This window comes from Ochrobactrum sp. A-1 (genome assembly GCF_022488005.1).
GTDB lineage: Bacteria > Pseudomonadota > Alphaproteobacteria > Rhizobiales > Rhizobiaceae > Brucella.
In genome coordinates, this window is record NZ_JAKVQC010000003.1 from 154819 (window position 1) to 178812 (window position 23994).

Genomic DNA, 23994 nt, shown 5'->3' on the forward strand with positions numbered 1-23994 from the left:
ATTTGAAGATAAATGCACCCATAGCTCAGCTGGATAGAGCGCTACCCTCCGAAGGTAGAGGCCTCAGGTTCGAATCCTGATGGGTGCGCCATCTCCAAAAGAGTTTTGCGAAAACAGCGCCGTCAAAAAGGATGGAGCGCCGTCGCTTATTCAATGACCGATTCCGGTGCGAACAACCGTTTAAGCATTGGGACGGTGATGGGATCTGCGGACTCAAATTCGGCGGAAGGTCTGCTCTCAAATGACAGAGTTGGCTTAAACTGTTGGGTCCGGCTGAGCCGGAACTGACCCATAGGCACCTGGCTCGCGCGGCCGCAATGGTCAGGGTGCTGCGGCCGCAGCGGCTCGACGAGCCGCCTCAATCGTTAGTGCACGCAGCAGTTCCACCATGTTCAGGATCGTGCGGTCGTCTTCTTCGGTGGAGTATGCAGAGATGAACTCCCCATGCATGACGCGACCCCTGACGCTGCGCCAAGAGGCGATCTGATAGAGCGTTCCAACGCCGTCGCGTGCGAGATCCCGAAGCGCGCGCTCAGGAGAAATCTCGTCAGCGCGGCCGATGACATCCATTGCCCGGTCTCGGAGCCTGCTTGATCCCTGGAAAGCTGAGATGTAAGCGCGCATAGCGTCGATAGCGGCCTGGTCGGCATCAGTGCGCAATAAGCCTCGAGGCGACAGAATCCGGATAAGGCCTTCGATGCTGCTGGCCAGGGTCAACGCCCAAACCCATCGAGACCCCCGGCTCGCCTGGATCACCTCTTCGTAGAAGCTAGTGACCGTATGGCTCTCGAATCCGCTTCCCCGTGCGATAAGGGTCAGGAGATTGCCGTAGAGGGTGAAAAAGCGCTCGTCATCGGCTAACCGTAAATCGCTGACCCACAATCCTGTCCATGCGGAGTCCAGCGTCCAAGCCGGCGAGCGCCGAACCCACAGCATCGAGGTGCCGTCCGCCAGCCGCCGCTCGACCAATCGCGGATACACGAGTTGGCCGAATAGGATCCGAAGCGGTTCTCCGAGCCAATTCTCCGTTGCATGGGCCGGGAGTGCTGGCGAGTGCGCGGTCGAGATCGACAGCATATTAGCTTCGTTGTCGAACCGAAACGTCACGGCCTGCCCAAGCACCTCAATGGTCCGAACCGGCAGAGGCTCGGCTCCCTCGCGCGCCGTTTGAACGAAGCGTCTCAGGGCGATCGAGGCGCTGAAGTTGCGCGGAATGAGAAACCGGGCCTCCGCGCCGCTGTCCTGGGGGCTTGCCACCCTGCTGCCCGTGATCAGGCCATCCGACGTTCCTGTGAAAATCCACTCCTCGCCTTCGAGATCGGCTTCGAGTTCGACCCAGCCCGCGTTCCATTCGCGGCCGCCCACATCGGTTAGCAGCAGCCGAAACATGCTGAGGACATTATAGGTGTCAGATCTAGATCGCGTGAGGGCAGCCAGGCTGTGGCCCATATCCACAGGCCGCCCGGTCATGCGGAACCTGAACTCGCTTTCGGAGACGATCTCGAACACACCCGCCCCCTCGGCGAGCGGCGGCTCGAAGTCGCGACAGAGTAACACCATTCGCGGGCAATCGAGCGTCATCGGGCTGCGCAGAAACGGCATTAGGGTACCCAACCCCGGTGTAGATTCGTCGAATTCTAAGTCTGGGCGGCTCGCCTCATCGGCCGGCCTCGTCAGCGGGATGCGCACCCGCCGGAAAAGGCTATAGAGGACTTGGATGATGCATCTGGGCATTTTCACTCAACCGGATGAGTTATCGACCAACGGAATTAGTCTCACGGGTGAGGCGGTGATCGAGAGCGGCAGCACGCGGCCGGCAAACTGGTACCAGTTCGTGACTACGGTTAAGGGCCGCCATCGCCGGGCGCACAAATCGAATCATATCGCGACCTCGGGCACGCCGGCGGACGTGAGGAGCTGATACAGTTCAGCCACATTGTTTCGATTTCCACGTTGTTGGCAGAAGGCGAAGATGGCGCGCTGTTTCGCCCGCGAGAGGGCGACGAAAAACGCGGCGACGCCTTCAGGGTCGCCGGGAGTGTGAGCCCACCAAGCTCGGTCATCGAGGCCGACGAAGATAATGGTGTCGTATTCCAGCCCCTTGCTCTTATGGACGGTCATCATCGGGATCTGACCGACGCCCTCGAACGCATCGAGGCATGCTGTCCAGTTCGGCGCGCCATTGGCGCAAGCGAAGAAGTGGACGCAAAACGCTTCGAGGATGATCCGTAGCTGGTCGCCAACGCCATACTCGGCATAGGTTCTGGCGATCGCATCAAGGTCCAGATAGTCGAAAACCCGTTTGGCGAAGTCGAGGGCGCTTTGCTGCGACGGGGCGGTGGCCGCCATGTCGGTGCGCAGGGCCGCGAGGAATGCAGTAAGGTCCGCCTCGACCTTAGTCGCGCGCGCATCATCGTCTGGGCCGGTAGCGCGCAGCGCAAGCACAGATGCCGAGACCAACTGCCATGCGGCCGGTGCGCGGCGTGTCGCGCCCAGGCGGAAGATCGCGATCGCGAGCCGGCTTAGGTCATCGGAAAGCAAATCCTGAAGCGAGGTTTTGCCGAGGGTATGGCTCTCGTTACGGATCCGGAGACCGTGAACGGCGAAGGCTCCAGCGAGTTCGTGCTCATAATCATCAGATTTCTGCTTCACGAGGAGCGCGTAATCGCGCGGTGCCCGGCCTCGGGTGGCCATGTCGTTGGCGATCCATTGCGCCAGGTGGGCGGCTTCCGACGCCATGGTCTGGCTGGACCACACCTGAGCCACGTCGCCATCGACGTGGCGCACAGTCTGAGCGACCGTTCGCACGGTGTTCGGATCAAGGGCGCGTGCGACGACATGCTGGATCGCGACTAGGTCGGGCGAGGAACGGAAGTTGAAGAGGAGCGGGAAGCGGGTGCCTCCGAAATCCGCCTCCAGTCGCTGAAAGGCGTCCTGGCGCGCGCCGGCGAAGACCATGATCCGCTGCTTGTCGTCACCGACGCCGGTGATGATGGTCTGCCCGCCAGAGAACGCCGAGTGCAGAAAGTCGTATTGCGCATAGGTCGTGTCTTGGAATTCATCGACGAAGACGAAGGGATAGGTGGCAACAAGCGCCCGCCGGATGTGGGGATTAGCGCGGAGCAGCAACTCGGCAAGGCGGTTGATGCCCACGAAGGTAAGGGCAGAAGTTTGCCCCGGCCGCAATTGCGTCGCCCACCAGCGGGCGATCGTGAACTCGGCAGCGTTCTGGGGTGCGATAGGTCCGGTTGGCAGGCGGAAGCTGCCGACGATCTTGGACTCGAAGTCGCTCGCGCTGTAGCCGGCGATCTCGGCCTGCCATTGGGGCGGCGCACTTAGCCGGGCGAGCGTGAGGAAGCCTTCTATTGCTTTGCGCTTTGGGAAGGCGATTTCGTAGGGGCGCGTCGGGCGCCAGTCTTGGGGGACGGCGTTGAGAAAGCGATCGACTAGGCTCTTGGTGAAGGCGTCGAAGGTGACCGATACGAACCGATTGGCGAACTCTGGCGGGCAACGCTGGCGGACGCGGGCCGCGAGATTGTTGGCCGCATCGGTTTTGAACGAAATCGCGAGCACGCGGTGCGGTGCACGGCAAAGGCCCGTCTCGAGCAGATAGTCGGCGCGCTGGGCCAAGAATTCGGTCTTGCCGGCGCCAGGGCCAGCGACCACGCAAGCCGAGCCGGCGTGGCGCAGGGCATTCCACGCTGCCGGTTCAAGATCGTCAATGCCGCTGGGCCTCCAGTCCTCTGGCCGAACAAGCCGCATCGTCAGAAGCCTGCCAGCGGCGGCGGGGGCGCGAGGCGAGCAACGATTGAGGTGAGGAGTGCGCGCAACTCTTCAGGGGCGCCGGCTGCTAGCGCGGCCGGGTCTTGCGCGCTCAACACTCGGACATGGGTGCTCGGCTTGCCGCGTCCGAGGAACAGATAGCGATACCAGCGCATCAACGCGTCCTGGTCGGCGGCGTACAGGTGAGCCAGGCCGTCGTCTCCAAGAACCGCCGTGCGCGGTTCGCCGACGGGCGACGGTCCCTGACGGCCGGGCTCAATGACCTGATAGGCCAGCGGAAAGGCCTTCAGCATAGAATAGTCGAGGTCGAGCGGCGTGCAGAAGAAGACGTTGAACTGGCGCAGCCACTGCGCCCACTGGGTGAGGCTCGCAAAGTCCGCTGGCGGCAGAGCGTCAAAGGCGACGAGGTTCGCCGCCGGGCCTAGCGGGTCGAGGTGTTGTCCGAAAATGGCCTGAGGCGTGACGTTGTTTGCGAGCAATTGAGTACAGGCCGTCTTGATACGCCCCCATCCGCCACCGGCTCGGCCCCAGTCCAGATCCAGCAGGGTGGCGTGGGGAATGTCGAGATCGGTGAGCAGTCGCCAGAGATGGTTCACATGGCGACCGCCTAACGGAACGACCGCGACGAAGGATCGATCGATGTCGAGACCCATCGCCTCGGCGAGGCGTGGAAGAACGACCTCCTCCGATGCGCCTTCCCCCAGCACGACGAAGCGCGCGAAATAGAGTTCAGGATAGGTCCGCACGGCCTCGCGGATGAATTTCGACGCTTCTTCCTCGCCGACCGGGAGGCCGATCGGGCGGATGCGGGCCGTTCGATCAAGAGGATCAAGGCGGAAATGCCGGACTTGCGTTGGGTCGACCCTGGCTAGGATACTTGGAGAATGGCTGGAGACCACGGCCTGCGCCTGCGACGACTTCGTCAGGTCCTGTATCTGCCCGATGATGCGGGAGAGATAAAAGGGGGCGAGATTGTTCTCCGGCTCTTCGATCGCGATGAGGGTGAGCGCTGGCAGCGGTACGCCGCCAGCCTGGAACCCGGCGCCAGCGGGATCAGCGACGATCCCGGCTTCCACATCCAGAGTCGCCGCAGTCATCGCTAGATGGAAGAGCGACCTCTGGCCGTCGCTCAGGTCATCGAGGGCACGCTCCCGGCCGACCTCGTCGGGACGGAAGACCACCTCAACCTTGCGGATGAAATGCTCGAAACGCAGATCCAGCGGGCGGAAGACCGGCGCGGTGTCGGTCCCGGCTGTGTACACTTCCTGCCACCGCCGCGTCACCGCTGCGGCAATCACATCGACGGCCGGCTCCCCGGCAAATGCGCCGTTCAAGGTGGCGCCGGCGTTCGTGAACGTGTCCCGCACCTCCTGCGACCAGTTGATGGCGCGCCACAGCCTGCCGCGCAGAAAGGCCGTCACCTGGGAGGCGCCGTCCCGTGTCGCCGGCACGTAGATCATTTGGATTCGCGCTCGGTCGGTCGCCTTCAACTCGGTGCAATCAGCGTCGGTGAACGCCCCGAAAGTTCGGACCGCCCAGTATTTCTGTTCAATCGCACCATCGAGCGAACCGTCATCGGTCCAGGTCGCTTCGAGACGCAGGCGGCATTTCAGCTTGCCCGCCTCTTCAGCGGCCATCTGGTGGAAGAATTCCGGAATTGCCGCGCCGCCGGCGCCGTCGGCGTCCAGCTCCGGAAAGGCAATGATTGCCTCTAGGACGAAGGTTCGCTGGAGCGGCGCGATCAGCTCCGTGGAAGGGACATGGAAATCCTGGCGCCGTAGACGTCGCTGATCCCCGGTCACGCCGAAGAGGCGCTGCAGGGCCTGCATCAGAGCCGTCTTTCCAGCGCCATTGACGCCGACAAACGTAGTAAGACCGGAGGTGAGGTCGACGCTGGTCGCTTCAGGTCCGAAGCAGCGGAAATTCGTCAGACTAAGCCGCTCGATAAACATGTTTCCGCCTTCCCCCTTATGGTCGGCTTATTGCGTCAAGTTTCCCTTGATCAGCCGCCCCACCCTTCCATGATTTTGTCACCCTATACTTCATCAATCAGTACAAGGCGTGCTTAAGTCTTAAAAGCGCGAGGAACGTCACGCGCGCCGCTTTCCTCAGTCGGTTGGCGCGGCGCTTGATGGCTTCGAAAAAAGCGCGTGGCGAAGTTCGATCTGTGATCCGGTTGGACGGGTGTGCCTTGTGCGGAAGCGCTCAATCGTCTCGATCGCGGCAAGGGGTGTAGGCCCCTCAGCGAGCGCGAGAGGAACATGACCGCCGATGGCGTCGGCAATCCGCGAACGAGCGAAGGGCACGTCGCCGTCGAGCACGTAACCGATCATGCACCCCACTGGCAGCCGTTCAGCATATTGCTCCGTGAGAAAACGCATCATGCCCTGAGTGACATACACAGTAGCCAGGGAACTGCGGTTTCCGCCGTTGATCACGTTGAGCCGCTTGCACTCATAGGCCAGGTATCGCTCCCGCTCCCAGTCGAAGAGCACGGCGATGTCGATGATGCCCTTGCTGTATTTCGACCCGTCCGCAGCAAGACCGAACGGCTCGAACTGATATTCGACCCAGTGGCACATCCGACGCACCACGACGTCCTTGGCGAGGTGATCGACGAGGTTGATAGTGATGTCATCTTCGCCGGGCTGCTCGGGGAGAACCGCCATACAGGGCGGCCACGCCGCCGCGACTCTCTCCAGGAAGCGGTCATCAAACGAAACGAAGTTGTCGACCCACCCCTGCACATCGCCGATCAACATCAGTTCGCGCCCCGCTGACGCGGCAGGGTAGCGGCTTGCTGGAGGTCGAGCGCTATTCCATCGGCATCGGCGAGCGCGGTGGAGCGTAGCCAGAAGCGCATTTGCATCGGCTTGATGAGGTACAGGCACTCACCAACGAAGACGCGCATGTCCGGCATGAGCTGGAAATTGCCGTCGAGGGGCCTGTGGATGTGGGCTGCAAGTTGCTCGAGCACGTCGCTGAGTTCGCCGGCCGCATCCTCGGCATAGTCCTCGTGGCCGCCCAGGTGCAGGCGAAGTATCGCCAGGTCAGCGCCACGAGCGACGAGTCGCGCATCGATCTTCTTGCCTTTGAACCAGTCTGCGAGGCTGGTTGCCAATGTGTGGGCGTATTGCGCTCGTTGCTGTTCGTCCGGCGCCCCCCACAGCTTTGGGTAGTGGCCTTCATGGGGCTGAAGTGCAGGCAGAATCGCCTCGACAGTATCGTCGATAAGCGCAATTTCATCCGCTGACAGGCAAAAGTACTGATACGCGAGCCGATCGATTGCCCGAAGGATCGCCCCGTCGTCGACCTGCATCGAGAAAGGTTCGTTGGAGCGTTCGCGTGCGTGGTCCACAATCGCAATCAGCTCAAGGGCGGCTTGAGCGGCGGCGGCTCGATCGGGGACATCGTCTGGCGATGGAAAGGGCAATCGCAGCAGGTCGGCCTGCTGGACCTCGGGTCGATCCGAACCGAACGAAGCGGTGCCATGAAAGGCGTACCAGACTGCAATGCGACTATTGAGTATCGCGGTCAGGACCTTCGCACGGTCGCTCTGGCCGTCCGGCACGACGATGGCTTGGAAGATATGCTGGAAGGTCAGCGGCTGATCGCAGTAAGCGGCCCGAAGGCGGTTTTGCGACGTCTCGACTCCCCTCGGGATAAGAATACGAGAGCCATCGAACCCGGGCTCGAATCCGCGCCTGCGCACCGTCGATGACGCGGCCGGCTGCAACCCTTCTGCCGCCTGAGCCAAGCGTGAATAGGCTGCAATTGGCAGGTCGGGCAGTCGGCCGACGTACTCGCTGGCGAGCGGCGGGGCGTCGCTTTCGCTGTCCTCATTGAAAGGCTGATACCCTTGCCCGATCACCCAGCGATCGCCTGGCTCTTCGCGGCGACGGCTCAGGCTGCCGTAATCGCTGACGAAGGCTCCTAATTTGGGCAGCCTCGCGAGGTAGCCGAAGAGCTTGGCGTCTGGCTCGCGCATCCAAAGGCGCTGCTTGAAGACGAGCGGGTTATCCAGGACCGCACCCACACTTAGTGCGGCCCTGTCAGCGCTGCTCAGCGTAATGACGCGCTTGATGCGCAGATTGAGGTCGGCCTTTGGCGCCCAGTAATCGAAACGATACGGGAAATTATCTAGGCTTGGGCCGCCGTAGATGATCAGAGCAGCAGGGCGATGGGCCTTCTCGAATAGCTGAAATCGGAGATCAGCGAAGTTGATGATGCGGCGGACCTGAGATTTCCGGAAAAACGCGTCGCGGGCTTCAACCGTGTTTTGGGCGTGGTTGTGTAAAAACCCCATCGCCGGCAACAGGAACGCGATTAGCCCGCCGTCGGCGAGATGCGATAGAGCTTTCCAGCTGAATGCCCATGCGTCCTCGCCACCGGGCATCGGATGCCCCGCCTTTTTGCTCCACTGGACGGACGAACGCGCCGGCCCGCGCCGGCTGGTCCATGGCGGATTGCCGATGATGACCTCGTATCGGGCGCTGTCCGGCGGCACTTCGAAAAAGTCGCGGCAGACAAGTGTCTTGCCCCAGAGTTCCGGAAGGAGTTTTCCCCGGGTGATCAGTTTACGGATGTCGCGTGGCGACACCTCCTCGAGTAGGGCGACGTAGAGCGAGAATACGGCAACCCGAACGGCGCCGCCGTTCAGATCCCAGCCATGAATTTGGCTCAGTAGGGACAGCAGCGTCTTCCAGGAAATCGTCTGGGTCTTATGCTTGGCGCGCCAGTGCTCACACAGCCGCTGGAACGAGCGGACGAGGAAAACGCCTGAACCGCAGGCGGGGTCGAGGAACATTCCGGTCGTCCGTGTCGCATCCGGCAACATCTCCCAAGCTTGGGAAACGACGGTGTCGGCAAGGAACATGGGTGTGTAGTAGGCGCCGTTGGCGCGACGTTCAGCCTCGCGCTCCCCGAGGAAGCGATCGTAGACGGCGCTGACCAGCTCGATCGGGATATAGCGGAAGTCATAGCCCCAGAACCGCTGCTGGCCTGAATGCGCCATTTCTTCGCGGCCTGACCGGAACCGGGCCAGGATAGTCAGATGAGCGGGTGTGACTTCTGGCGCTTCGCCCATGGGCTCGAATGAGCACGGCGCGACAAACAGATCGCCGTTGAAATCCGCATGGAGCGTTCGAAAGAAGGACCGGAAGAGATCGACGTCGCCCTTTTCCAGCAGCGCGGAAAAGCTGTCGGCGCGCTTGTCGGAGACCGCCGCAAAATAGGCGGGCGTTACGATCTCCCGGTCTTCCAGATAGGCGATAAACATCGCTTGTATGAGCAGGGCTTGCGCCGCATCAGGGGCGAGTGCGGCCTTCTGCAGGAGGTCGTGGGACGCATTCAGGTTGTCGAGGAGAACTTGATCGATGCGTTCTTTCGGAGGGAAATACTCTCCGTAGTCCTTCCAAAGGCGTCCGGATTCCGCGCCGTAGATTAGATTCTGAAACCTCAGGGCTTCGGTCGTCAGGCTGAGACTATCGATGAGACAGCGGGCCTCGAAGGCGTCCCCTGGATCGCTCAGCGGAGTGCGGGCGAGCGAAAACGCTCTGAGCGTGCCGTCGGCGATGACCAGCAACAGGCTGGCCAAGCCCTGATTCCAGAGCGCGCCGTGGAGATCAATGATTGCGGCGCGGTCGTAGTGATCGGCTTCCAGGATCGCGACAGTTGGAACACCCTGAACGCAGAAGATCGCCGATACGCCCATTTCAGTGAGGGCGGCTCGGATAGCCGGCGCGTGCGGCACGTCGCTGACGGCCTCGGCTGACTCGTAGAGTTCAGGCGAGCGCCGATGTGTGAGCCCCAAGCGGTCTTTCCACTCCGGCGCCAATGCGGTTGCCAGGGTGGTGGTCATGCTCGCTTCCCGCGCCGTTCTGGCTGCATACCTACTGAGGTTGGGGGAAACTGCAGATGGCCCTGCACCTGATCGACTTCTGTCGCCGTAAGCGCCGCGCGCAGACGCGCTATGATGGGCGCGCACGGCACGCAAAGGGTGGAAGCATCTGGTGAGCGTAGATAGGCGAGGCTTGCGTCGACTAGGCGGAACCTGTCGCCTTCGAGCAGGGCGACGCAGTTTTCAAGCGAAAGCCAGGATTGCCCCCCGCACGCCTGGAAAAGCTGATCGAAACGATCACCTACCGACCCCACGCGCATACCGAAGTCTCGGACGAGTTCTGCGACGATGGCCATGGCTACGACGTCCCCCGGCGTGAAGCTGGGGGCATGCCCTTTGTGCTGAGCCAATGCAGGAATGGCATCCCGCCACGTGCGAAAGGCATCCACCGAAATGGAAAGCAGTTCGCGAATCTGGCTCTGAGTATAGCGCATTAAGCTACACTAGTTTGTAACACTCCCCGGATCAATACGGGGTTAACCCCGTATTCGTTCTTTATGTGTTCCTTTTTCCGTCGTTGTCTGAAGCCAAGTCGGCAACTGGCGCAGACCAGAAGCCAAATCGCTTGCTTCCTGGGACGGTGGAAGCCACCCGCGCGCGGCGAGGCGGAGAACAGCCCGTAATGACCTGAGGCGGCAACGAATAACAGGCCACCAATAGCTAGCGAGGATGGTGGCTCGGTCCCTTAGGCAAAGTCCTCATCAACGCGCGTGAGGCCCAGCTTCTCGAACGAGAGGGACTCGGCCAGCGTCCTGTCTCGGGTCTGCTCAAGGGCCTCGACGTCTTCGTTGGTCAGCCCGATGCGGCGGCTGTGTTCAGCCAGCATGCTGCCAAGACGCAGGTGAGGTTCGGGATGGGAGTGTCGATCCTGCGTCAAGCCGCCAAATGCTCCTCGGGGACCGGCCCATCGTCGGGCGGGCTGCACATCTTCTTCAGGAAGCGGGTCAGAGTAGCCTTCCTGGCGCCGCGGTCGAGCGCATAGGACGTCTGCTTAAATTCCACGCCGTCCAGAAGTCCTCCAATATAACCAGAGATCGTGTCCGCGGCCATGATCAACGCCGCGTCCAGCGTGTGAATATATTTGCTCGTGACCGTGCCCCGAGAGTGTCCGATCAAAGCTGCGATCGTTGTCTCCGTAAAGCCCAGGTCATTCGCCACACTCGCAAAACTATGACGAAGCACATGCGGCGTGACATCCGCCAAGGACGTATTCCGGAAGATTTTCTCCCAATGATTGGGAAAGCTGCCGAAGGGGTTGTCCTCCCCGCCGCCGGGGAACACGTAGGTCTTCGAAACCTTCGATCTACGCTCCTCAAGGTATTCCATAACGGACAAACCAATCGGCCGGACGGATGCTCCCTCCTTGCTATCGGCCAGGCGCAAACAGCTTGATGCAATGTCGACGTCATCCCAACGAAGCGCCACGATCTCACACCGGCGGCATCCGGTGAGCGCCAGCTGCCGAACGATCTCTACCGTCATCCGGTATTTGTCGTCCTTGCCTGCTGCCCGCAGGATGGAGCCGAGTTGTTGGTACTCGGTGTCATTGAGTCGACGGGTTCGCACGTTATCTTTTGGCCGTCGAACCCCGTGCGCAGGATTGGATCCTATGATTCCCGCCTCGACGGCGTAAGTCAGTATCCCGCTGAGAAGTCCCACTGTACGCGATGCCGCCCCTATGCCGCCTCGCACGATGGTTTTGCCGCGGAGCTTTCCCGTTTTGAAACTGCAATTGGTTTTGCCCGCGATCTCATCTTTCAGGACTTTATTGATATCCGCCTTGGTGAGGTCCTTCACCCGCCGCGTCCCAACCAGCGGGACGATGTGGCCGTGGATTCGACCAATGTCGGTGAGGACGGTTGTCGGCTTCTTTGGCCGTCCGCCTTTGCCCATGATCAAGCCGGCTTGCAGATCCTCAAGATAGCGCTCGCATAGCTCCTTGACCGTGATGGCCTTGTGATTGAGCTGGCGCTGTTCCGAGGGGTCTTCGCCTCCCGCTATCTTCCCGAGGAGAACTCTTGCCTCCTGCCGCGCAAGCTCGGGCGTCCAGAACCCATGTAGTCCGATCGTGAACCGGCGAGAGCGGCCGGCGAACCTGTAGTGAATGACATAGCTGCGCTTGCCAGAGGCATAGACCCGGAGCCCCAGGCCAGGAAGTTCGGTGTCCCAGATAAAGGGCTCTGTTGCAAACTGTGATGACGGGCGCAGTTCGTCTCATGGCTGTTCGAGCGGTGCCCATTAGGCTGCTTCAAGTTCCATCCGTTTGCCGATGAGTTGAATGGCTTCGGTGAGGGCGCAAGCGCCGAGGCCGAAGGCACGCTCGACCAGCCGCGCCTCGCCGCAAATGTCGCGGGTGAGATTGAAGGCAGCTGCCTGTCCCTTGCGCAGGGCCCGCATCACCTCGAAGCCTTTGATCGTCGCATACGCCGTCTTCAGTGTCTTGAAACCCCGCACCGGCCGGATCAGCTGCTTCAGCTTGCCATGGTCAGCCTCAACGACGTTGTTCAGATACTTCACCTGGCGATGCTGGGTATCCTTGGGACATTTGCCTTCCGCTTTCAGTTCAGCAATGGCGGCGGTGTAGGTCGGCGCCTTATCGGTATTGATGATCTCGGGTTTCTCCCAGTCCTTCAACCCGCCCAGCGCCTTGCCCAGGAAACGCTTCGCAGCCTTCGTATTCCGCGTTGGCGAGAGATAAAAATCGATCGTGTTCCCGTCCTTGTCGACCGCGCGATACAGATACGTCCAGGCACCACGAACCTTGATATAGGTCTCATCGACCCGCCAACTCGTCGAGGCAGGGCGGCGCCATTGCCAGCGCAGCCGCTTCTCGATCTCCGGGGCGTATCTCTGAACCCAGCGGTAGATCGTGGAATGGTCAACATTCACGCCACGTTCGCCCATCATCTGCTCAAGATCCCGGTAGCTGATGCCATACCGGCAGTACCATCGCACCGCCCAAAGCACGATCTCACCCTCAAAATGCCGCCCTTTGAACCCTGACATCGCGCCACCCTCACTCTCGGCAAGACAGATCACCGAAAATCGGATCAGTTTGCAACAGAGCCAGATAAAGTAGTCCTTCTTCCGCGCTTTGGCGGATTCCGCGGTGCGTTTTGTGAGTTTTGGCATGTGCTGCGATCGGTTTTCCCTTCGCGAACGCGCCAAGGAAGCGCTGCGAACGAGGAACGCCAAAGAGCAACTCGCTAGTCTGGTTTCCCCGGCGGGATTCGCATTTTAATTTCAGTGTCTTACACGGGGTAGCGCGGCTGTGCTAACCAGTGTCGCTGACTACATCCCTCCGAAGGTGGAGGCCACACGTTCGAATCGTGTCGGGCGCGCCATTTCATACCTGAACCATGAACACTTCTGCCGCTGTTCCCAAGATCGAAGTGGAACGGGGGAGTAAGGTTTTCGATCCTGACCCCGTGATCCAGTTCACCTAGCAACGCACCTCAAGCTCCGAAATAAAATCCGCTTATGCAGCTTGCGGACGGTCCCTCTCGAATTCCTATGCAGCAGCATCCTAGAAATAGCTGCGCACTGGAGCGCCGAGGGAGCGCTCATCGCAAATGGCTGGAAATGGTAGGGTCCGGAAGAATCAGAACGAGGCGCCGCGCCCTCAGAAAGAGCCAGGGAATGGTGGGCTTGGCTTGCTGCTTGTCCTGGCGATTACCGCGATCGGCGTTGGGTATGTCGGCTACCGGCTGTCCCTCGTCTTCGGCCTGATCTAACGAACGATCCAGGCGTGTTATGCGGTTAGACGAGCAGTCGCGAGAGCACATTGGGCGCTATGGCATCAAGCTGGTCGTCGCTGCGGCAATCGCCTACATTCTGAAGAGCGAAAACTTCCTTGCCACATTCGCGCTGTGGACCGGCATATACGGCGTAATGGCCGTCGCTTACGCAGTTCATCGCGGCGAACGATTCGGCAAGACCAGGTTCACCTATTGGGATGAGGCTCTATGGTTGGCGGCGACGGCGTTGGGTCTCTACATTTTCAGTGGCCATCAGTTGGCCGTCTGATCGGCCGCTTCTGTTGGTTCAAAGAAACCGTGCGGATGCGTCGCCAACGCCTGACAACTCGACCTTCAGTTCCTGACCAGGAAGGATTTGCAGCAGCATCGGGATGATCGATCCGGTTGCTACGATATCGCCGGCGCTGAGATAATTGCCTCTGGCGATCAGATCATTCACGAGCCAGAGCGCAGAGTTGATCGGATCAACCAGCCCCTCTCCCGATGCCGACTGAAACACTGGAACGTTGTTGATCGACGCTCGCATGTCGATTCTGTCCATAGCCTCCAGGCCTGTTGGCTCATGATATTTGTCGACGATCGTCGAAACATGGAACGCATAGTCAGCAATGGCGGCCAGGTGTGGTTGCCCAGTCAGGTGACCACGTCGCCCGACAAGACCGATAGCCGGTTGGTAGCTCAGGATCGCCTTCCAAAATTGATCGCGAGTGATGGGCCAATGGTCCGCCCCCAAGGGACCGCCTATCGTAAAGACGATTTCGCATTGTGCCCCGATGAAGCCTTGGGGAAGCCGGAACGGCCCGTGGGAGTCCTGAAGAACTGTTCCGACAGGGATCGGGCAGTAGATGGGACTGGCAAGGCCAAGCGTGCCGCGGATGGCGGGGCAAGTGCCTATCAGGGCGTAACCTACCGCGTCATTGGCGAAGGCCGAGATTGCTGCTGACTGCACCGCCCAGGCGTCATCCTCGCTTCGAAGCAGATCGAACGGGATATCTGAGGTAATTCCCTGCCGACGGTTTTGGCAAAGCAAGTTAGCGAGATAGTCGAGATTCTGGTCAATCATAGAAGCACACTCCCGCGCGAGAGAGGGCGCAAAGTCGTGCTCAGTCAAATAAAAATCCGACTATATAGGTACGTATATTTTTGTCAGGGCTTTTTCTTATGAAAATACTATCGCAGCGCGGCTGAGCTCCCGTCGAAATAATATGCGGCTCTATCTAGCTTGAGGGTCCCACCAAACCGGAAGGACCTGAAGGTATGAAGCCGCTTAAACCGTCCCTCGCACCCGCCGCTACGGCCACAGCCGAGGCCGGTCGTCCAACAAGACCGGGGTCGGAGCGTCGGAAGACGCTTTGCCGGAGCGCGGTTGGCGCGGTCGCGATCATGGCCGGTTCGATGATTGGTCTTGGCCAGGCAGTGGCCGAACCCCTGAGCGCGCCGAGCTTTGGTGGCCCTCTGCGCCCGAACCCCGATCCGATGAGCATGGATGCGGGCCTGTTTGGTCGCCTTCATATCACCGGCCAGCTCACAGGCATCGGGAATGCGCAGACGAACGGCATTCCCGGCGTCGATCCGCGAACGACAGATCCCCTCGTCGATATCGGCAATGCCCAAATTCAGGTGCAGACAACCGGGGCGCCTTTGACGTTCTTCGTCCAGGGCGGTGTCTACTCGCTGCCTTCTTTGGGCTCGGCCTACACCCGCGCAACCGACGTCACCGATCAGTTGTACGGGCCGGTGCCGGTTGCTTATGGCAAGCTCGAGCTGTCGCCGAATTTCTCGGTGCAGGCGGGTTTGCTGCCGACGTTGATCGGCGCGGAATCGACCTTCACCTTCCAGAATATGAATATCGCGCGCGGCCTGCTCTGGAACCAGGAGCCGGCGATCAGCCGCGGTGTTCAGGTGAATTATAGCAATGGACCGGTCAACGCCTCGGTGTCGGTCAATGATGGTTTCTACTCAGGGGATTACAACTGGGTATCCGGTCTCGTGTCTTATGCGGCGACGCCGTCGAGCACGATCACGCTTGTCGCCGCAGGCAACTTTGCAGAGTCCGGCAAGACCGGCGCCGCGACGCCACTGGCGCAGAACAACAGCAGCATCTTCAATGTGATCTACACCTATGTCGACGGCCCGCTGACGCTCCAGCCCTATCTGCAATACACAACGGCCCGCTCGAACAGGGACATCGGTATTGATCGCTCGGCCGAAACATTCGGCGGAGCGCTGCTCGCTCGCTATGCCATCAATGAGAATTTCTCGATCGCTGGACGTGCCGAGTACATCGCTTCAAGCGGAGGAGATTGCGGCGTCGCCGCAGACTGCGCCCCCACCAATCTGCTCTACGGGCCGAAAAGCAGGGCGTGGTCGCTGACGGTGACGCCGACCTACCAGCGCGGGATCTTCTACGCGCGTACCGAGCTTTCGTACACCCGCATCGATCGGGTCACCGAAGGCTACGGCTTTGGGTCCAACTTCGACAAGCGCGACCAGGTACGCGGGATGTTTGAGGCCGGGGTGCTTTTCTAGGACGGGCGCGGGCGGAAATGCGGAGCCACCGGCTCCGCAAACGCACTGCGAGCTTAGGTGAAACATGGGTTTGGAACAGATCATATCGAAATTGGAGGCTCCTCAAGCCACAGCGACTGTGTATCCGGTCCTGCCCGTTCTCTGGGTCTATCGGAACTATGATGATCGCTGGACTGTGCATCTTGAAGGTGAAGACTCCGAATGGTGCCACCCAACGCGCAATGATGCGGTCGGTGCGGCAAGGCTGATAGGCGAGAGCTACGGCTGCTACCGCCTCTATCTTCAACTGACAGACGGTCGCTTCTGCCTGGAGATGATGAACCTCAGTCGGCGGCGCGAGCCGCGTCAGATGGGGAGCGAGGGCGAAAATTGAGCCGGGCTGTACCAAGCAAGCGCCAAGTCTCCCGACACGTCTTCCGCTGCGCCGTGGAGATCATCGCTCTGGTGGTGATCGCCGGTTGCGCTGTTCTTGCTGCCGCAGGCCCCAGCATCTACCTGGTGCTCAGAAATGGCGGCTGAATGCAGATTTTTGGGCCGTCCTGCTCACCCCAGGTTGCCACGACCGAAACCGAGGTTCAGCAAACGCGAGCGACGCCGTAGATCGGAATACCTGCTTCTGATGTTTGCTGCGAGCTGTGCCGCGGTGCAGGTCGTCGCCATAGTTTTTCTGAGAGCGGCATGACACGCCCTGCGGCTCCAGATCTCCAAGCCGACGATCCAAGGCCGGGTATCGGTGAAAGCCGTCTGGCTGCGCTGCCAGGCCTGAGGACGCAGTTGGAGATGGCTCGGGTCCTCAAGGAGCACCACATCTGGCTGGCTGTGAGGATTATCGAGGAGCGCGAAGATCAGTCGCAGTTTCGACGGCACCGCCGGCTCCGTGATCTGCTCGAAGCAAATGCCTTGCTTGAAGCGGTTCTCGAACTCGGAGCGCATCTGCAACCAACGCGGCATCCTTGGTCGATGGGCCGCTCGGGAGATCGTTGGCGTTGTCGCGTGGCGTGGAGCGATCGAGGCAATTTGCGCAGGTGCGTGGGCCGACACGACGATCTGGCCGCTGCCATGCTGATCGCATTGCTGGGCTCCCTCGATCGTCGCCAGCGCCGACCAAAAGAACTCTCGAAACGTGGAGAAGAGGCAGCATGAAACCCAGTGGCGACCCTCCGTTATTCGGCGGTCTGATGACCGCACTTGTCACCCCGTACAGGGGTGAGGCTATCGCTTTCGACGCCTTGGCGGAACTCGCCAACTGGCAGATCGACCAGGGCGTACAGGGGCTTGTCGCCTGCGGCACTACGGGCGAGGCGCCGACCCTCTCTCATCCGGAATGGGCGGCGGTGATCCGCTTGTGCGTCGAGGTCTCCAATGGCCGTGTGCCGGTGATCGCCGGCTCGGGCACCAACGACACCCGGCGTACCGTGGAGTTGACCCGCGAGGCGGCTCGCCTTGGCGCGGATGGTGCTTTGGTCGTCACGCCTTACTATAGTCGGCCGAGTCAAGAGGGCCTGTTCCGGCATTTCGAGAGCGTCGCGCAAGCTGCCGAGCTGCCGATCATCATCTATAACGTGCCTTCCCGGACGGCCGTCGATATCAGGATCGAAACGCTCGACCGCCTTGCGCACCTGCCCGGTCTTGTCGGCGTCAAGGACGCAAGCGGAGATCCGACGCGGGCTAGCACGATGGCCGTCCGATTCGGCGATCGTTTCACGCAGCTTTCCGGCCATGACCGATCCATGCTGGCTTTCATGGCGACTGGCGGCGACGGCGCCATTTCGGTCGTGTCGAACGTCGCCCCGATGCTGACAGCGGCGATGATCGGCGCGGTGCGGAAGAGTGCCTATCTGGAAGCTCGGCGCATCAACGCCCATCTTTTCCCGCTGATCGAGGCGCTGGAGCTTGAAAGCAACCCATGCCCGGTCAAGTTCGCGTTGCATTGCGCGCGCGGATACTCGCCCGCCGTCCGCCTTCCGCTGGTCGAGGTCACTGAAGGCACCGCAGCAAGAATACGCGCTGCCGTGGCGGAGATCGACTCCTTGGAGATCGATACGTCTTTGGTCGCCGAGAGGTCTCTCGTCCCCCTCTCGGCCTGATCGGATCGCCCTTATAAGAACAGCATGATGCTGCTGTGTTCTCCAATGAAAATACTATGAAATCCGGCTATCCGTGAAATGGAGAACAAATCCCGACATCTTTAAATTCAATGTATCGGCAAAAGGCATCATTTGACTCGACGAGTGGAATGGCCTGCCGATACTGAGAAAGGATCTCTTCAATGCACCCTCGCGCATACTATTTCTATGCGATGCAACAACAGAACAAGGCCAACCCTGGGCGGACGGATGGCGAAGCCAAGGTTGCCGTGCGCTCGGATGAGCCGATGGCCGACGTTGGAATGTTCCTGCGGCTCGGAGTCGTGATGGCCCTCGTGATTGCGGCTGTCGCCACAGTCACCGCGTTGGCCGGCTAGCGCGCCAACGACGTCCACAGCTCACTCTTCAACGAACAATCAGGATCATCTTCCATGGCAAGCGCCATTCAGCCGAAAGAGCCTCCCCAACCTCTGAATCATTTTTTCGTCGGCCAGGACAACCGAGGATGCTGGACCGTCCGCGATGAGCGTAACCTCGTCGGCGGCTGCTTTGTCAGCAAGGATGCGGCGATTCACTTCGCCCGTCAGGAAACCAATAACGCGCCAGGGGCTGTGATCTGCATGGCCGAAAGCCAGCGCCTGAGCCTTGACCCGCTGTTTGGACGCCGGGCCGCCGCCTAGCCGGTTGCTATCGATGACTCGCTCACGCTCGCTGACGTTACCGTGACGAGCGAGATGGAGAAGTAACTCTTCTCGTTGACATAAGCAAAGCCTGCCGCCTCTACCGAGTCGGCGGGCTTTTTGCTTGCCAATGGGCGGTTTGGCAGAAATTCCTATGGAATTTTTATGCACGCCGCCAAAATAACTATTGGATTCCTATTTTTTGAGGCCCCGTTCTCTCTCGAACCTATATGCGGTTCGCGTCCATATTTCCGCCAAATTCCTCCTCCGGCACCCGTGCGTACGCAAGGGCGCGCTGGAAGAATTCAACCTGTGACCGGTCAGGACGATCCATCCTGGGCGGCCATTTGTACCAACAGCGGCGCCGGAGGCGAAAGCAATGGATGTTCTTGTACTAGCGATAGGGTTCGGATTCTTCGCCTTGATGTTTGGATACATCAAGCTTTGCGAAAAGCTCTGACCCAGGAGGCGGCAACATGATCTTGGAATATTTCCTTGGGGCAGCAGTCGCGGTGTTTATCACCGGCTACCTGCTTTACGCCCTCGCTCGTCCCGAGCGGTTCTGATCAAGGCAACAGCTCGGAAAGAAACGACCGATGACAATAAATGGATGGATACAGATCCTAGTCTTTCTCGGGATCGTCATCGCGCTGGTGAAGCCGCTCGGCGGCTACATCACGCGTGTCATGAACGGCGAGAGGACCTTCCTTTCGCCGGTTCTGGGACCCGTGGAACGCGGCCTCTATGGCATGGCCGGAACCAGTGAGAAGGAAGAGCAGCACTGGACGACCTACCTGGGCGCCATGCTGCTGTTCAACCTGGCCGGTTTCGCACTGCTTTATCTCTTGCAGCGCATCCAGGGCGGTTTGCCCTTCAATCCCGCCGGAATGGGCGCTGTAAGCGCGGATTCGTCGTTCAACACGGCGGTCAGCTTCATGACCAACACCAACTGGCAGGGCTATGGCGGCGAAACCACCATGAGCTATCTGACACAGATGGCCGGCATCACGGTGCAGAACTTCGTGTCGGCGGCTGTGGGCGTGGCCGGGGCCATGGCGATCATTCGCGGCTTCTCTCGCGCGTCCGCCAAGACCGTCGGCAATTTCTGGGTCGATCTGACGCGGGCGACGCTCTACATCCTGATGCCGATCTGCATCGTCGGCAGCCTGGTGCTGGTGTGGCAAGGCGTTCCGCAGAACCTGAACCCCTACACCGTCGCCACGACGGTTGAAGGCGCTCAGCAGACTATCGCGCAGGGCCCTGTCGCTTCGCAGATGATCATCAAGCATCTGGGAACGAATGGCGGCGGCTTCTTCAACGCCAACTCTTCCCATCCGTTCGAGAATCCGACGGCACTGACCAACTTGATCCACATTCTGGCGATCTACTCGATCTCCTTTGCGATGCTGAACGTGTTCGGCCGTATGATCGGTAACCAGAAGCAGGGTTGGGCACTGCTTGGCGCGGTCCTCACCATCGTTGTCGCCGGCATCAGCGTCATCTATTGGGCTGAATCCGCTGGAAACCCGCTGCTCCATGCGCTCGGCCTCGAGGGCGGCAACATGGAAGGCAAGGAGACGCGGTTCGGCATTGCGCTTTCCTCGCTCTTCGCCGTCGTAACGACGTCGGCCTCGACGGGCGCCGTCAACACTATGCATGACAGCCTCATGCCGCTTGGCGGCCTTGTGCCCCTGTTCAACATGCAGATCCCGCCGCTCGGTGGCATCGGCGCCGGTGTATACGGCACCTTGATCTTCGCGATCCTCGCCGTCTTCATCGCCGGTCTGATGGTCGGTCGCACGCCGGAATATATCGGCAAGAAGATCGAGGCCAAGGAAGTGAAGATGAGCATCCTCGCGATGCTTGGACCGTCGCTCGCCATCTTGGCCCTGACCGCGATCGCCGTCGTTCTTCCTGTTGGCTTGTCCAGCATCCAGGACGCTGGCCCGCATGGATTGAGCGAGGTGTTGTACGCCTTCACGTCCGGCGCCAACAACAACGGCAGCGCCTTTGCCGGTCTGAGCGCGAATACGCCCTTCTACAACATCACTATCGGTCTCGCGATGCTGATGGGGCGCTTCCTGCTCATCGTGCCGGTCCTGGCGATCGCGGGCTCGCTCGCGGCCAAGAAGAGCGTGCCGGCATCGACGGGAACACTGCCCACGACGGGACCGCTGTTCATCGGCCTTGTCGTTGGCGTGACGCTGATCGTCGGCGGCCTGACGTTCTTCCCGGTCCTGGCGCTGGGTCCGATCGTCGAGCACTTCGCCATGCTGGCGGGCCAGACGTTCTGAGGATCGCGATGACGGCCAAATGGCTGAGATCGATCCGATTTGTCGTGAACCCTCGCTCCTGGTTTCAGAAGCGAGGGGCGGCCAGACCGCCCAGGGCATCGACGATCATTCTCGGCATGACACTGACTCTGGGGGGCGTGGTGCTCCTCGCCAAACTTATCACTGAATTGCTCGCGGCGGCGTGACCGAGTGGTTGGCCCCCAAGAACAAACTCGCTGGAGTTTCTTATGAACCAGTCCAAATCCGCGAGCATGCTGGACGCTCGCATACTTGTACCGGCCATTGGCGATGCCTTCCGGAAACTGAATCCGAAGAGCCTCGCCAAAAACCCCGTAATGTTCGTCGTCGCGGTCGTCTCGGTGCTGACGACGGTGCTGCTGTTGAAGGACATCGCGACCGGGGCCGAAAATGTCGGCTTCTCGCTGCAGATCGTGCTGTGGCTCTGGTTCACAGTGCTTTTCGCCAACTTTGCCGAAGCCGTCGCCGAAGGGCGCGGCAAGGCGCAGGCGGAATCGCTTCGGCGCACGCGCAGCGAGACCCAGGCCAAGCTGCTTTCGAACGGCGGCTCCGACTACAAAATGGTGCCCGGGGCCACGCTGAAGGTTGGTGACGTTGTTCTCGTCGAGCCCGGCGACATCATCCCCTCTGACGGCGAAGTCATCGAGGGCGTCGCGTCGGTGAACGAAGCGGCTATCACCGGCGAATCGGCCCCTGTCATCCGCGAGTCTGGTGGCGACCGCTCCGCCGTCACTGGCGGCACGCAAGTGCTCTCCGACTGGATCAAGGTCCGGATCACGGCCGCGGCTGGCTCGACTTTCATCGACAAGATGATCGCTCTCGTTGAAGGCGCCGAGCGCCAGAAAACGCCGAACGAAATCGCGCTCAATATCCTGCTTGCGGGCATGACGCTGATCTTCGTTCTGGCGGTCGTGACCATTCCGAGCTTCGCGACCTATTCGGGCGGGTATGTTCCCATCATCGTTCTGGTCGCCCTGTTCGTCACGCTGATTCCGACCACCATTGGCGCACTGCTCTCGGCCATCGGCATTGCCGGTATGGACCGGCTGGTCCGCTTCAATGTTCTGGCCATGTCCGGCCGTGCCGTTGAAGCCGCTGGCGACGTCGACACGCTGCTGCTCGACAAGACCGGCACGATCACGCTCGGCAACCGTCAGGCGAGCGAGTTCCGGCCGATCCGGGGCGTCACCGAAAAGGAACTCGCCGATGCAGCGCAGCTTGCTTCGCTGGCCGACGAGACCCCCGAAGGCCGCTCGATCGTAGTGCTCGCCAAGGAAAAATACGGCATCCGCGCGCGCGACATGGCGAGCCTCAACGCCACCTTCGTCCCCTTCACGGCGCAGACCCGGATGAGCGGCGTCGACCTGGACGGTTCGACCATCCGCAAGGGCGCGGTCGATGCGGTTCTGAAGCACGTGGATCTCTCCACGGTCGCGACCGGCAGCCCGCGCGCGTCCGCCGAAAGCGTTCGTGAGCTTCAGGGCATCGCCGACCAGATCGCCAAGGCAGGCGGCACGCCGCTCGCCGTGGTGAAGGATGGCCGCCTGCTCGGCGTCATCTACCTCAAGGACATCGTCAAGGGCGGCATCAAGGAACGGTTCGCCGAGCTGCGCCGCATGGGTATCCGCACGGTGATGATCACCGGCGACAACCCGATGACCGCGGCGGCCATCGCCGCCGAAGCTGGCGTCGATGACTTCCTGGCGCAGGCGACGCCGGAGAACAAGCTGGCGCTGATCCGTGAGGAGCAGGCCAAGGGCAAGCTGGTCGCCATGTGTGGTGACGGCACCAATGACGCCCCGGCGCTCGCCCAGGCGGATGTCGGCGTCGCCATGAACACCGGCACGGTCGCCGCCCGCGAGGCCGGCAACATGGTGGATCTCGACAGCGACCCGACCAAGCTGATCGAGATCGTGGAAATCGGCAAGCAGTTGCTGATGACGCGCGGCGCGCTGACGACGTTCTCGATCGCCAACGATATCGCGAAGTATTTCGCGATCATCCCGGCGATGTTCCTCGTCTTCTATCCGCAGCTCGGCGCGCTCAACATCATGGGCCTCGCTTCGCCCGAGAGCGCGATCCTGTCGGCGATCATCTTCAACGCCCTCATCATCGTGGCGCTGATCCCGCTGTCGCTGAAAGGCGTCAAGTATCGCGCCATCGGAGCGGGTTCGCTGTTGTCCCGTAACCTCCTGATCTACGGCCTGGGCGGCATTCTCGTGCCCTTCGCCGGCATCAAACTCATCGACATGGCGATCACCGCCGTCGGTCTCGCCTAAGGCGGGACCGACGACCACGAAATCATTCCGCGTCCTTGCTGTTGTTCAGCGGCGGATCATTCGGGACAAACAAAGATGCTTAAGCAAATCCGACCTGCGATTTTCATGATCGTAGCCTTCACCATCATCACCGGGTTTCTCTATCCGCTCGGTATCACCGGGATCGCGCAGGCGATCCTTCCCTTCCAGGCCAATGGCAGCCTGATCGAGCGCAACGGCACGGTCGTCGGCTCCGAGCTGATCGGCCAGCGGTTCACCGGCGAGCGCTACTTCCACCCCCGCCCGTCGGCGGCCGGCTCCGACGGCTATGACGCGGGCGCTTCGGGTGGCTCCAACCTTGGCCCTACCAGCCAGGCGCTTCGCGACCGCGTCGCCGCCGATACAGAGGCTCTGCGCGCGGCGAACGGTGGCGATGCGACCGTTCCGATGAACCTCGTGACCGCCTCGGGCAGCGGACTTGACCCGCACATCACGCCCGAAGCCGCCTACTTCCAGGTGGGGCGTGTCGCCAAAGCGCGCGGTATCGACGAGGCTGTGGTGCGCGCATTGGTCGATCAGTATGTCGAGCCGCGCATGCTCGGCTTCATGGGTGAGCCCGTGGTCAACGTTCTCAAGCTGAACCTGGCGCTCGACGACGCCAATAGAAGCTGAATGAAGCTGTCAGGAC

At 60.9% G+C, this 23994-nt stretch carries 22 protein-coding genes and 1 tRNA gene; 13 read left to right on the plus strand and 10 right to left on the minus strand.

Going from position 1 to position 23994, the window contains the following annotated elements; genetic code table 11:
* The first annotated feature begins 14 nt into the window (after positions 1–14).
* A tRNA-Arg gene (locus tag MKS82_RS02315) sits at positions 15–91 on the plus strand.
* Positions 92–321: 230 nt separating this feature from the next.
* Here the strand turns inward: MKS82_RS02315 and MKS82_RS02320 are convergent.
* The 9 genes from MKS82_RS02320 to MKS82_RS02360 all read right to left on the minus strand — a co-directional run bounded on the left by MKS82_RS02320 (position 322) and on the right by MKS82_RS02360 (position 12688).
* Positions 322–1602, minus strand: coding sequence for a hypothetical protein (locus tag MKS82_RS02320; RefSeq protein ID WP_240578290.1), 1281 nt, complete (start codon positions 1600–1602; stop codon positions 322–324).
* A 276-nt stretch (positions 1603–1878) separates the two neighbouring features.
* Positions 1879–3762: a UvrD-helicase domain-containing protein gene (locus tag MKS82_RS02325; protein ID WP_240578291.1), complete on the minus strand. Its 1884-nt coding sequence runs from the start codon at positions 3760–3762 to the stop codon at positions 1879–1881.
* Positions 3763–3764: 2 nt separating this feature from the next.
* Positions 3765–5735, minus strand: coding sequence for an AAA family ATPase (locus tag MKS82_RS02330; RefSeq protein ID WP_240578292.1), 1971 nt, complete (start codon positions 5733–5735; stop codon positions 3765–3767).
* 156 nt (positions 5736–5891) lie between these two features.
* Positions 5892–6545, minus strand: a complete 654-nt coding sequence (locus tag MKS82_RS02335) for a hypothetical protein (protein ID WP_240578293.1) — start codon at positions 6543–6545, stop codon at positions 5892–5894.
* Positions 6545–9643, minus strand: a complete 3099-nt coding sequence (locus MKS82_RS02340; protein WP_240578294.1) for an N-6 DNA methylase — start codon at positions 9641–9643, stop codon at positions 6545–6547. Before MKS82_RS02340 ends, MKS82_RS02335 begins: the two co-directional genes overlap by 1 nt.
* On the minus strand, positions 9640–10116 hold the full coding sequence (locus tag MKS82_RS02345; protein ID WP_240578295.1) for a hypothetical protein: 477 nt from the start codon (positions 10114–10116) through the stop codon (positions 9640–9642). The genes MKS82_RS02340 and MKS82_RS02345 overlap by 4 nt, the downstream gene beginning before the upstream one ends.
* 251 nt (positions 10117–10367) lie before the next feature.
* Positions 10368–10559, minus strand: a complete 192-nt coding sequence (locus MKS82_RS02350) for a hypothetical protein (RefSeq protein WP_240578296.1) — start codon at positions 10557–10559, stop codon at positions 10368–10370.
* A complete protein-coding gene (locus MKS82_RS02355) occupies positions 10556–11890 on the minus strand; it encodes a tyrosine-type recombinase/integrase (protein ID WP_240578646.1) in 1335 nt (444 codons plus the stop codon). Before MKS82_RS02355 ends, MKS82_RS02350 begins: the two co-directional genes overlap by 4 nt.
* 30 nt (positions 11891–11920) lie before the next feature.
* Positions 11921–12688, minus strand: a complete 768-nt coding sequence (locus MKS82_RS02360; RefSeq protein ID WP_066521070.1) for an IS6 family transposase — start codon at positions 12686–12688, stop codon at positions 11921–11923.
* A gap of 566 nt (positions 12689–13254) precedes the next feature.
* Between MKS82_RS02360 and MKS82_RS02365 the strand changes: the two genes are divergently transcribed.
* Complete coding sequence (locus MKS82_RS02365; RefSeq protein WP_240578297.1) at positions 13255–13416, plus strand: hypothetical protein; 162 nt, start codon at positions 13255–13257, stop codon at positions 13414–13416.
* 19 nt (positions 13417–13435) lie between these two features.
* Positions 13436–13708, plus strand: coding sequence for a hypothetical protein (locus MKS82_RS02370; protein WP_003168944.1), 273 nt, complete (start codon positions 13436–13438; stop codon positions 13706–13708).
* Between the two features lie 18 nt (positions 13709–13726).
* On the opposite strand, the gene MKS82_RS02375 is transcribed toward MKS82_RS02370, so the two are convergent.
* Positions 13727–14503: a 2-keto-4-pentenoate hydratase gene (locus MKS82_RS02375; protein ID WP_119036637.1), complete on the minus strand. Its 777-nt coding sequence runs from the start codon at positions 14501–14503 to the stop codon at positions 13727–13729.
* A 320-nt stretch (positions 14504–14823) separates the two neighbouring features.
* Here MKS82_RS02375 and MKS82_RS02380 point away from each other — a divergent pair, with 320 nt between their 5' ends.
* The 10 genes from MKS82_RS02380 (at position 14824) to kdpC (ending at position 23978) form a co-directional block, all read left to right on the plus strand.
* Positions 14824–15969 (plus strand): porin, encoded by a 1146-nt coding sequence (locus MKS82_RS02380; RefSeq protein WP_119036638.1) that lies wholly within the window; start codon positions 14824–14826, stop codon positions 15967–15969.
* Positions 15970–16033: 64 nt separating this feature from the next.
* Complete coding sequence (locus MKS82_RS02385; protein WP_003168941.1) at positions 16034–16342, plus strand: hypothetical protein; 309 nt, start codon at positions 16034–16036, stop codon at positions 16340–16342.
* Between the two features lie 305 nt (positions 16343–16647).
* Positions 16648–17112, plus strand: a complete 465-nt coding sequence (locus MKS82_RS02390) for a hypothetical protein (RefSeq protein WP_240578298.1) — start codon at positions 16648–16650, stop codon at positions 17110–17112.
* Entirely contained in the window at positions 17109–18056 is a 948-nt protein-coding gene (gene dapA / locus MKS82_RS02395) for a 4-hydroxy-tetrahydrodipicolinate synthase (protein ID WP_114076009.1), read from the plus strand. Before MKS82_RS02390 ends, dapA begins: the two co-directional genes overlap by 4 nt.
* 182 nt (positions 18057–18238) lie before the next feature.
* Entirely contained in the window at positions 18239–18433 is a 195-nt protein-coding gene (locus MKS82_RS02400; protein WP_119036639.1) for a hypothetical protein, read from the plus strand.
* Between the two features lie 54 nt (positions 18434–18487).
* Positions 18488–18736, plus strand: coding sequence for a hypothetical protein (locus MKS82_RS02405; protein ID WP_003168933.1), 249 nt, complete (start codon positions 18488–18490; stop codon positions 18734–18736).
* A 476-nt stretch (positions 18737–19212) separates the two neighbouring features.
* Positions 19213–19302, plus strand: coding sequence for a K(+)-transporting ATPase subunit F (gene kdpF / locus MKS82_RS02410; RefSeq protein WP_114076011.1), 90 nt, complete (start codon positions 19213–19215; stop codon positions 19300–19302).
* A gap of 30 nt (positions 19303–19332) precedes the next feature.
* A complete protein-coding gene (kdpA, locus tag MKS82_RS02415) occupies positions 19333–21030 on the plus strand; it encodes a potassium-transporting ATPase subunit KdpA (RefSeq protein ID WP_119036640.1) in 1698 nt (565 codons plus the stop codon).
* Between the two features lie 227 nt (positions 21031–21257).
* Positions 21258–23327 carry a potassium-transporting ATPase subunit KdpB gene (kdpB, locus tag MKS82_RS02420; RefSeq protein WP_119036641.1) on the plus strand — a complete coding sequence of 690 codons (2070 nt, stop codon included), beginning with the start codon at positions 21258–21260 and terminating at the stop codon, positions 23325–23327.
* Between the two features lie 75 nt (positions 23328–23402).
* The gene (kdpC, locus tag MKS82_RS02425) at positions 23403–23978 is read left to right on the plus strand and encodes a potassium-transporting ATPase subunit KdpC (RefSeq protein WP_119036642.1); all 576 of its coding nucleotides are present in this window, start codon (positions 23403–23405) and stop codon (positions 23976–23978) included.
* Positions 23979–23994 lie beyond the last annotated feature (16 nt).

Coding starts and splice junctions, on each gene's coding strand:
- MKS82_RS02345 (WP_240578295.1), bottom strand. CDS start 10,116: ATGCGCTATACTCAGAGCCAGATTCGCGAACTGCTTTCCATTTCGGTG.
- MKS82_RS02365 (WP_240578297.1), top strand. CDS start 13,255: ATGGCTGGAAATGGTAGGGTCCGGAAGAATCAGAACGAGGCGCCGCGC.
- MKS82_RS02335 (WP_240578293.1), bottom strand. CDS start 6,545: ATGTTGATCGGCGATGTGCAGGGGTGGGTCGACAACTTCGTTTCGTTT.
- MKS82_RS02370 (WP_003168944.1), top strand. CDS start 13,436: ATGCGGTTAGACGAGCAGTCGCGAGAGCACATTGGGCGCTATGGCATC.
- dapA (WP_114076009.1), top strand. CDS start 17,109: ATGAAACCCAGTGGCGACCCTCCGTTATTCGGCGGTCTGATGACCGCA.
- MKS82_RS02320 (WP_240578290.1), bottom strand. CDS start 1,602: ATGCCGTTTCTGCGCAGCCCGATGACGCTCGATTGCCCGCGAATGGTG.
- MKS82_RS02380 (WP_119036638.1), top strand. CDS start 14,824: ATGGCCGGTTCGATGATTGGTCTTGGCCAGGCAGTGGCCGAACCCCTG.
- MKS82_RS02405 (WP_003168933.1), top strand. CDS start 18,488: ATGGCAAGCGCCATTCAGCCGAAAGAGCCTCCCCAACCTCTGAATCAT.
- MKS82_RS02325 (WP_240578291.1), bottom strand. CDS start 3,762: ATGCGGCTTGTTCGGCCAGAGGACTGGAGGCCCAGCGGCATTGACGAT.
- kdpF (WP_114076011.1), top strand. CDS start 19,213: ATGATCTTGGAATATTTCCTTGGGGCAGCAGTCGCGGTGTTTATCACC.
- MKS82_RS02360 (WP_066521070.1), bottom strand. CDS start 12,688: ATGTCAGGGTTCAAAGGGCGGCATTTTGAGGGTGAGATCGTGCTTTGG.
- MKS82_RS02390 (WP_240578298.1), top strand. CDS start 16,648: ATGACACGCCCTGCGGCTCCAGATCTCCAAGCCGACGATCCAAGGCCG.
- MKS82_RS02330 (WP_240578292.1), bottom strand. CDS start 5,735: ATGTTTATCGAGCGGCTTAGTCTGACGAATTTCCGCTGCTTCGGACCT.
- MKS82_RS02400 (WP_119036639.1), top strand. CDS start 18,239: ATGCACCCTCGCGCATACTATTTCTATGCGATGCAACAACAGAACAAG.
- MKS82_RS02385 (WP_003168941.1), top strand. CDS start 16,034: ATGGGTTTGGAACAGATCATATCGAAATTGGAGGCTCCTCAAGCCACA.
- MKS82_RS02340 (WP_240578294.1), bottom strand. CDS start 9,643: ATGACCACCACCCTGGCAACCGCATTGGCGCCGGAGTGGAAAGACCGC.
- MKS82_RS02375 (WP_119036637.1), bottom strand. CDS start 14,503: ATGATTGACCAGAATCTCGACTATCTCGCTAACTTGCTTTGCCAAAAC.
- kdpB (WP_119036641.1), top strand. CDS start 21,258: ATGAACCAGTCCAAATCCGCGAGCATGCTGGACGCTCGCATACTTGTA.
- kdpC (WP_119036642.1), top strand. CDS start 23,403: ATGCTTAAGCAAATCCGACCTGCGATTTTCATGATCGTAGCCTTCACC.
- kdpA (WP_119036640.1), top strand. CDS start 19,333: ATGACAATAAATGGATGGATACAGATCCTAGTCTTTCTCGGGATCGTC.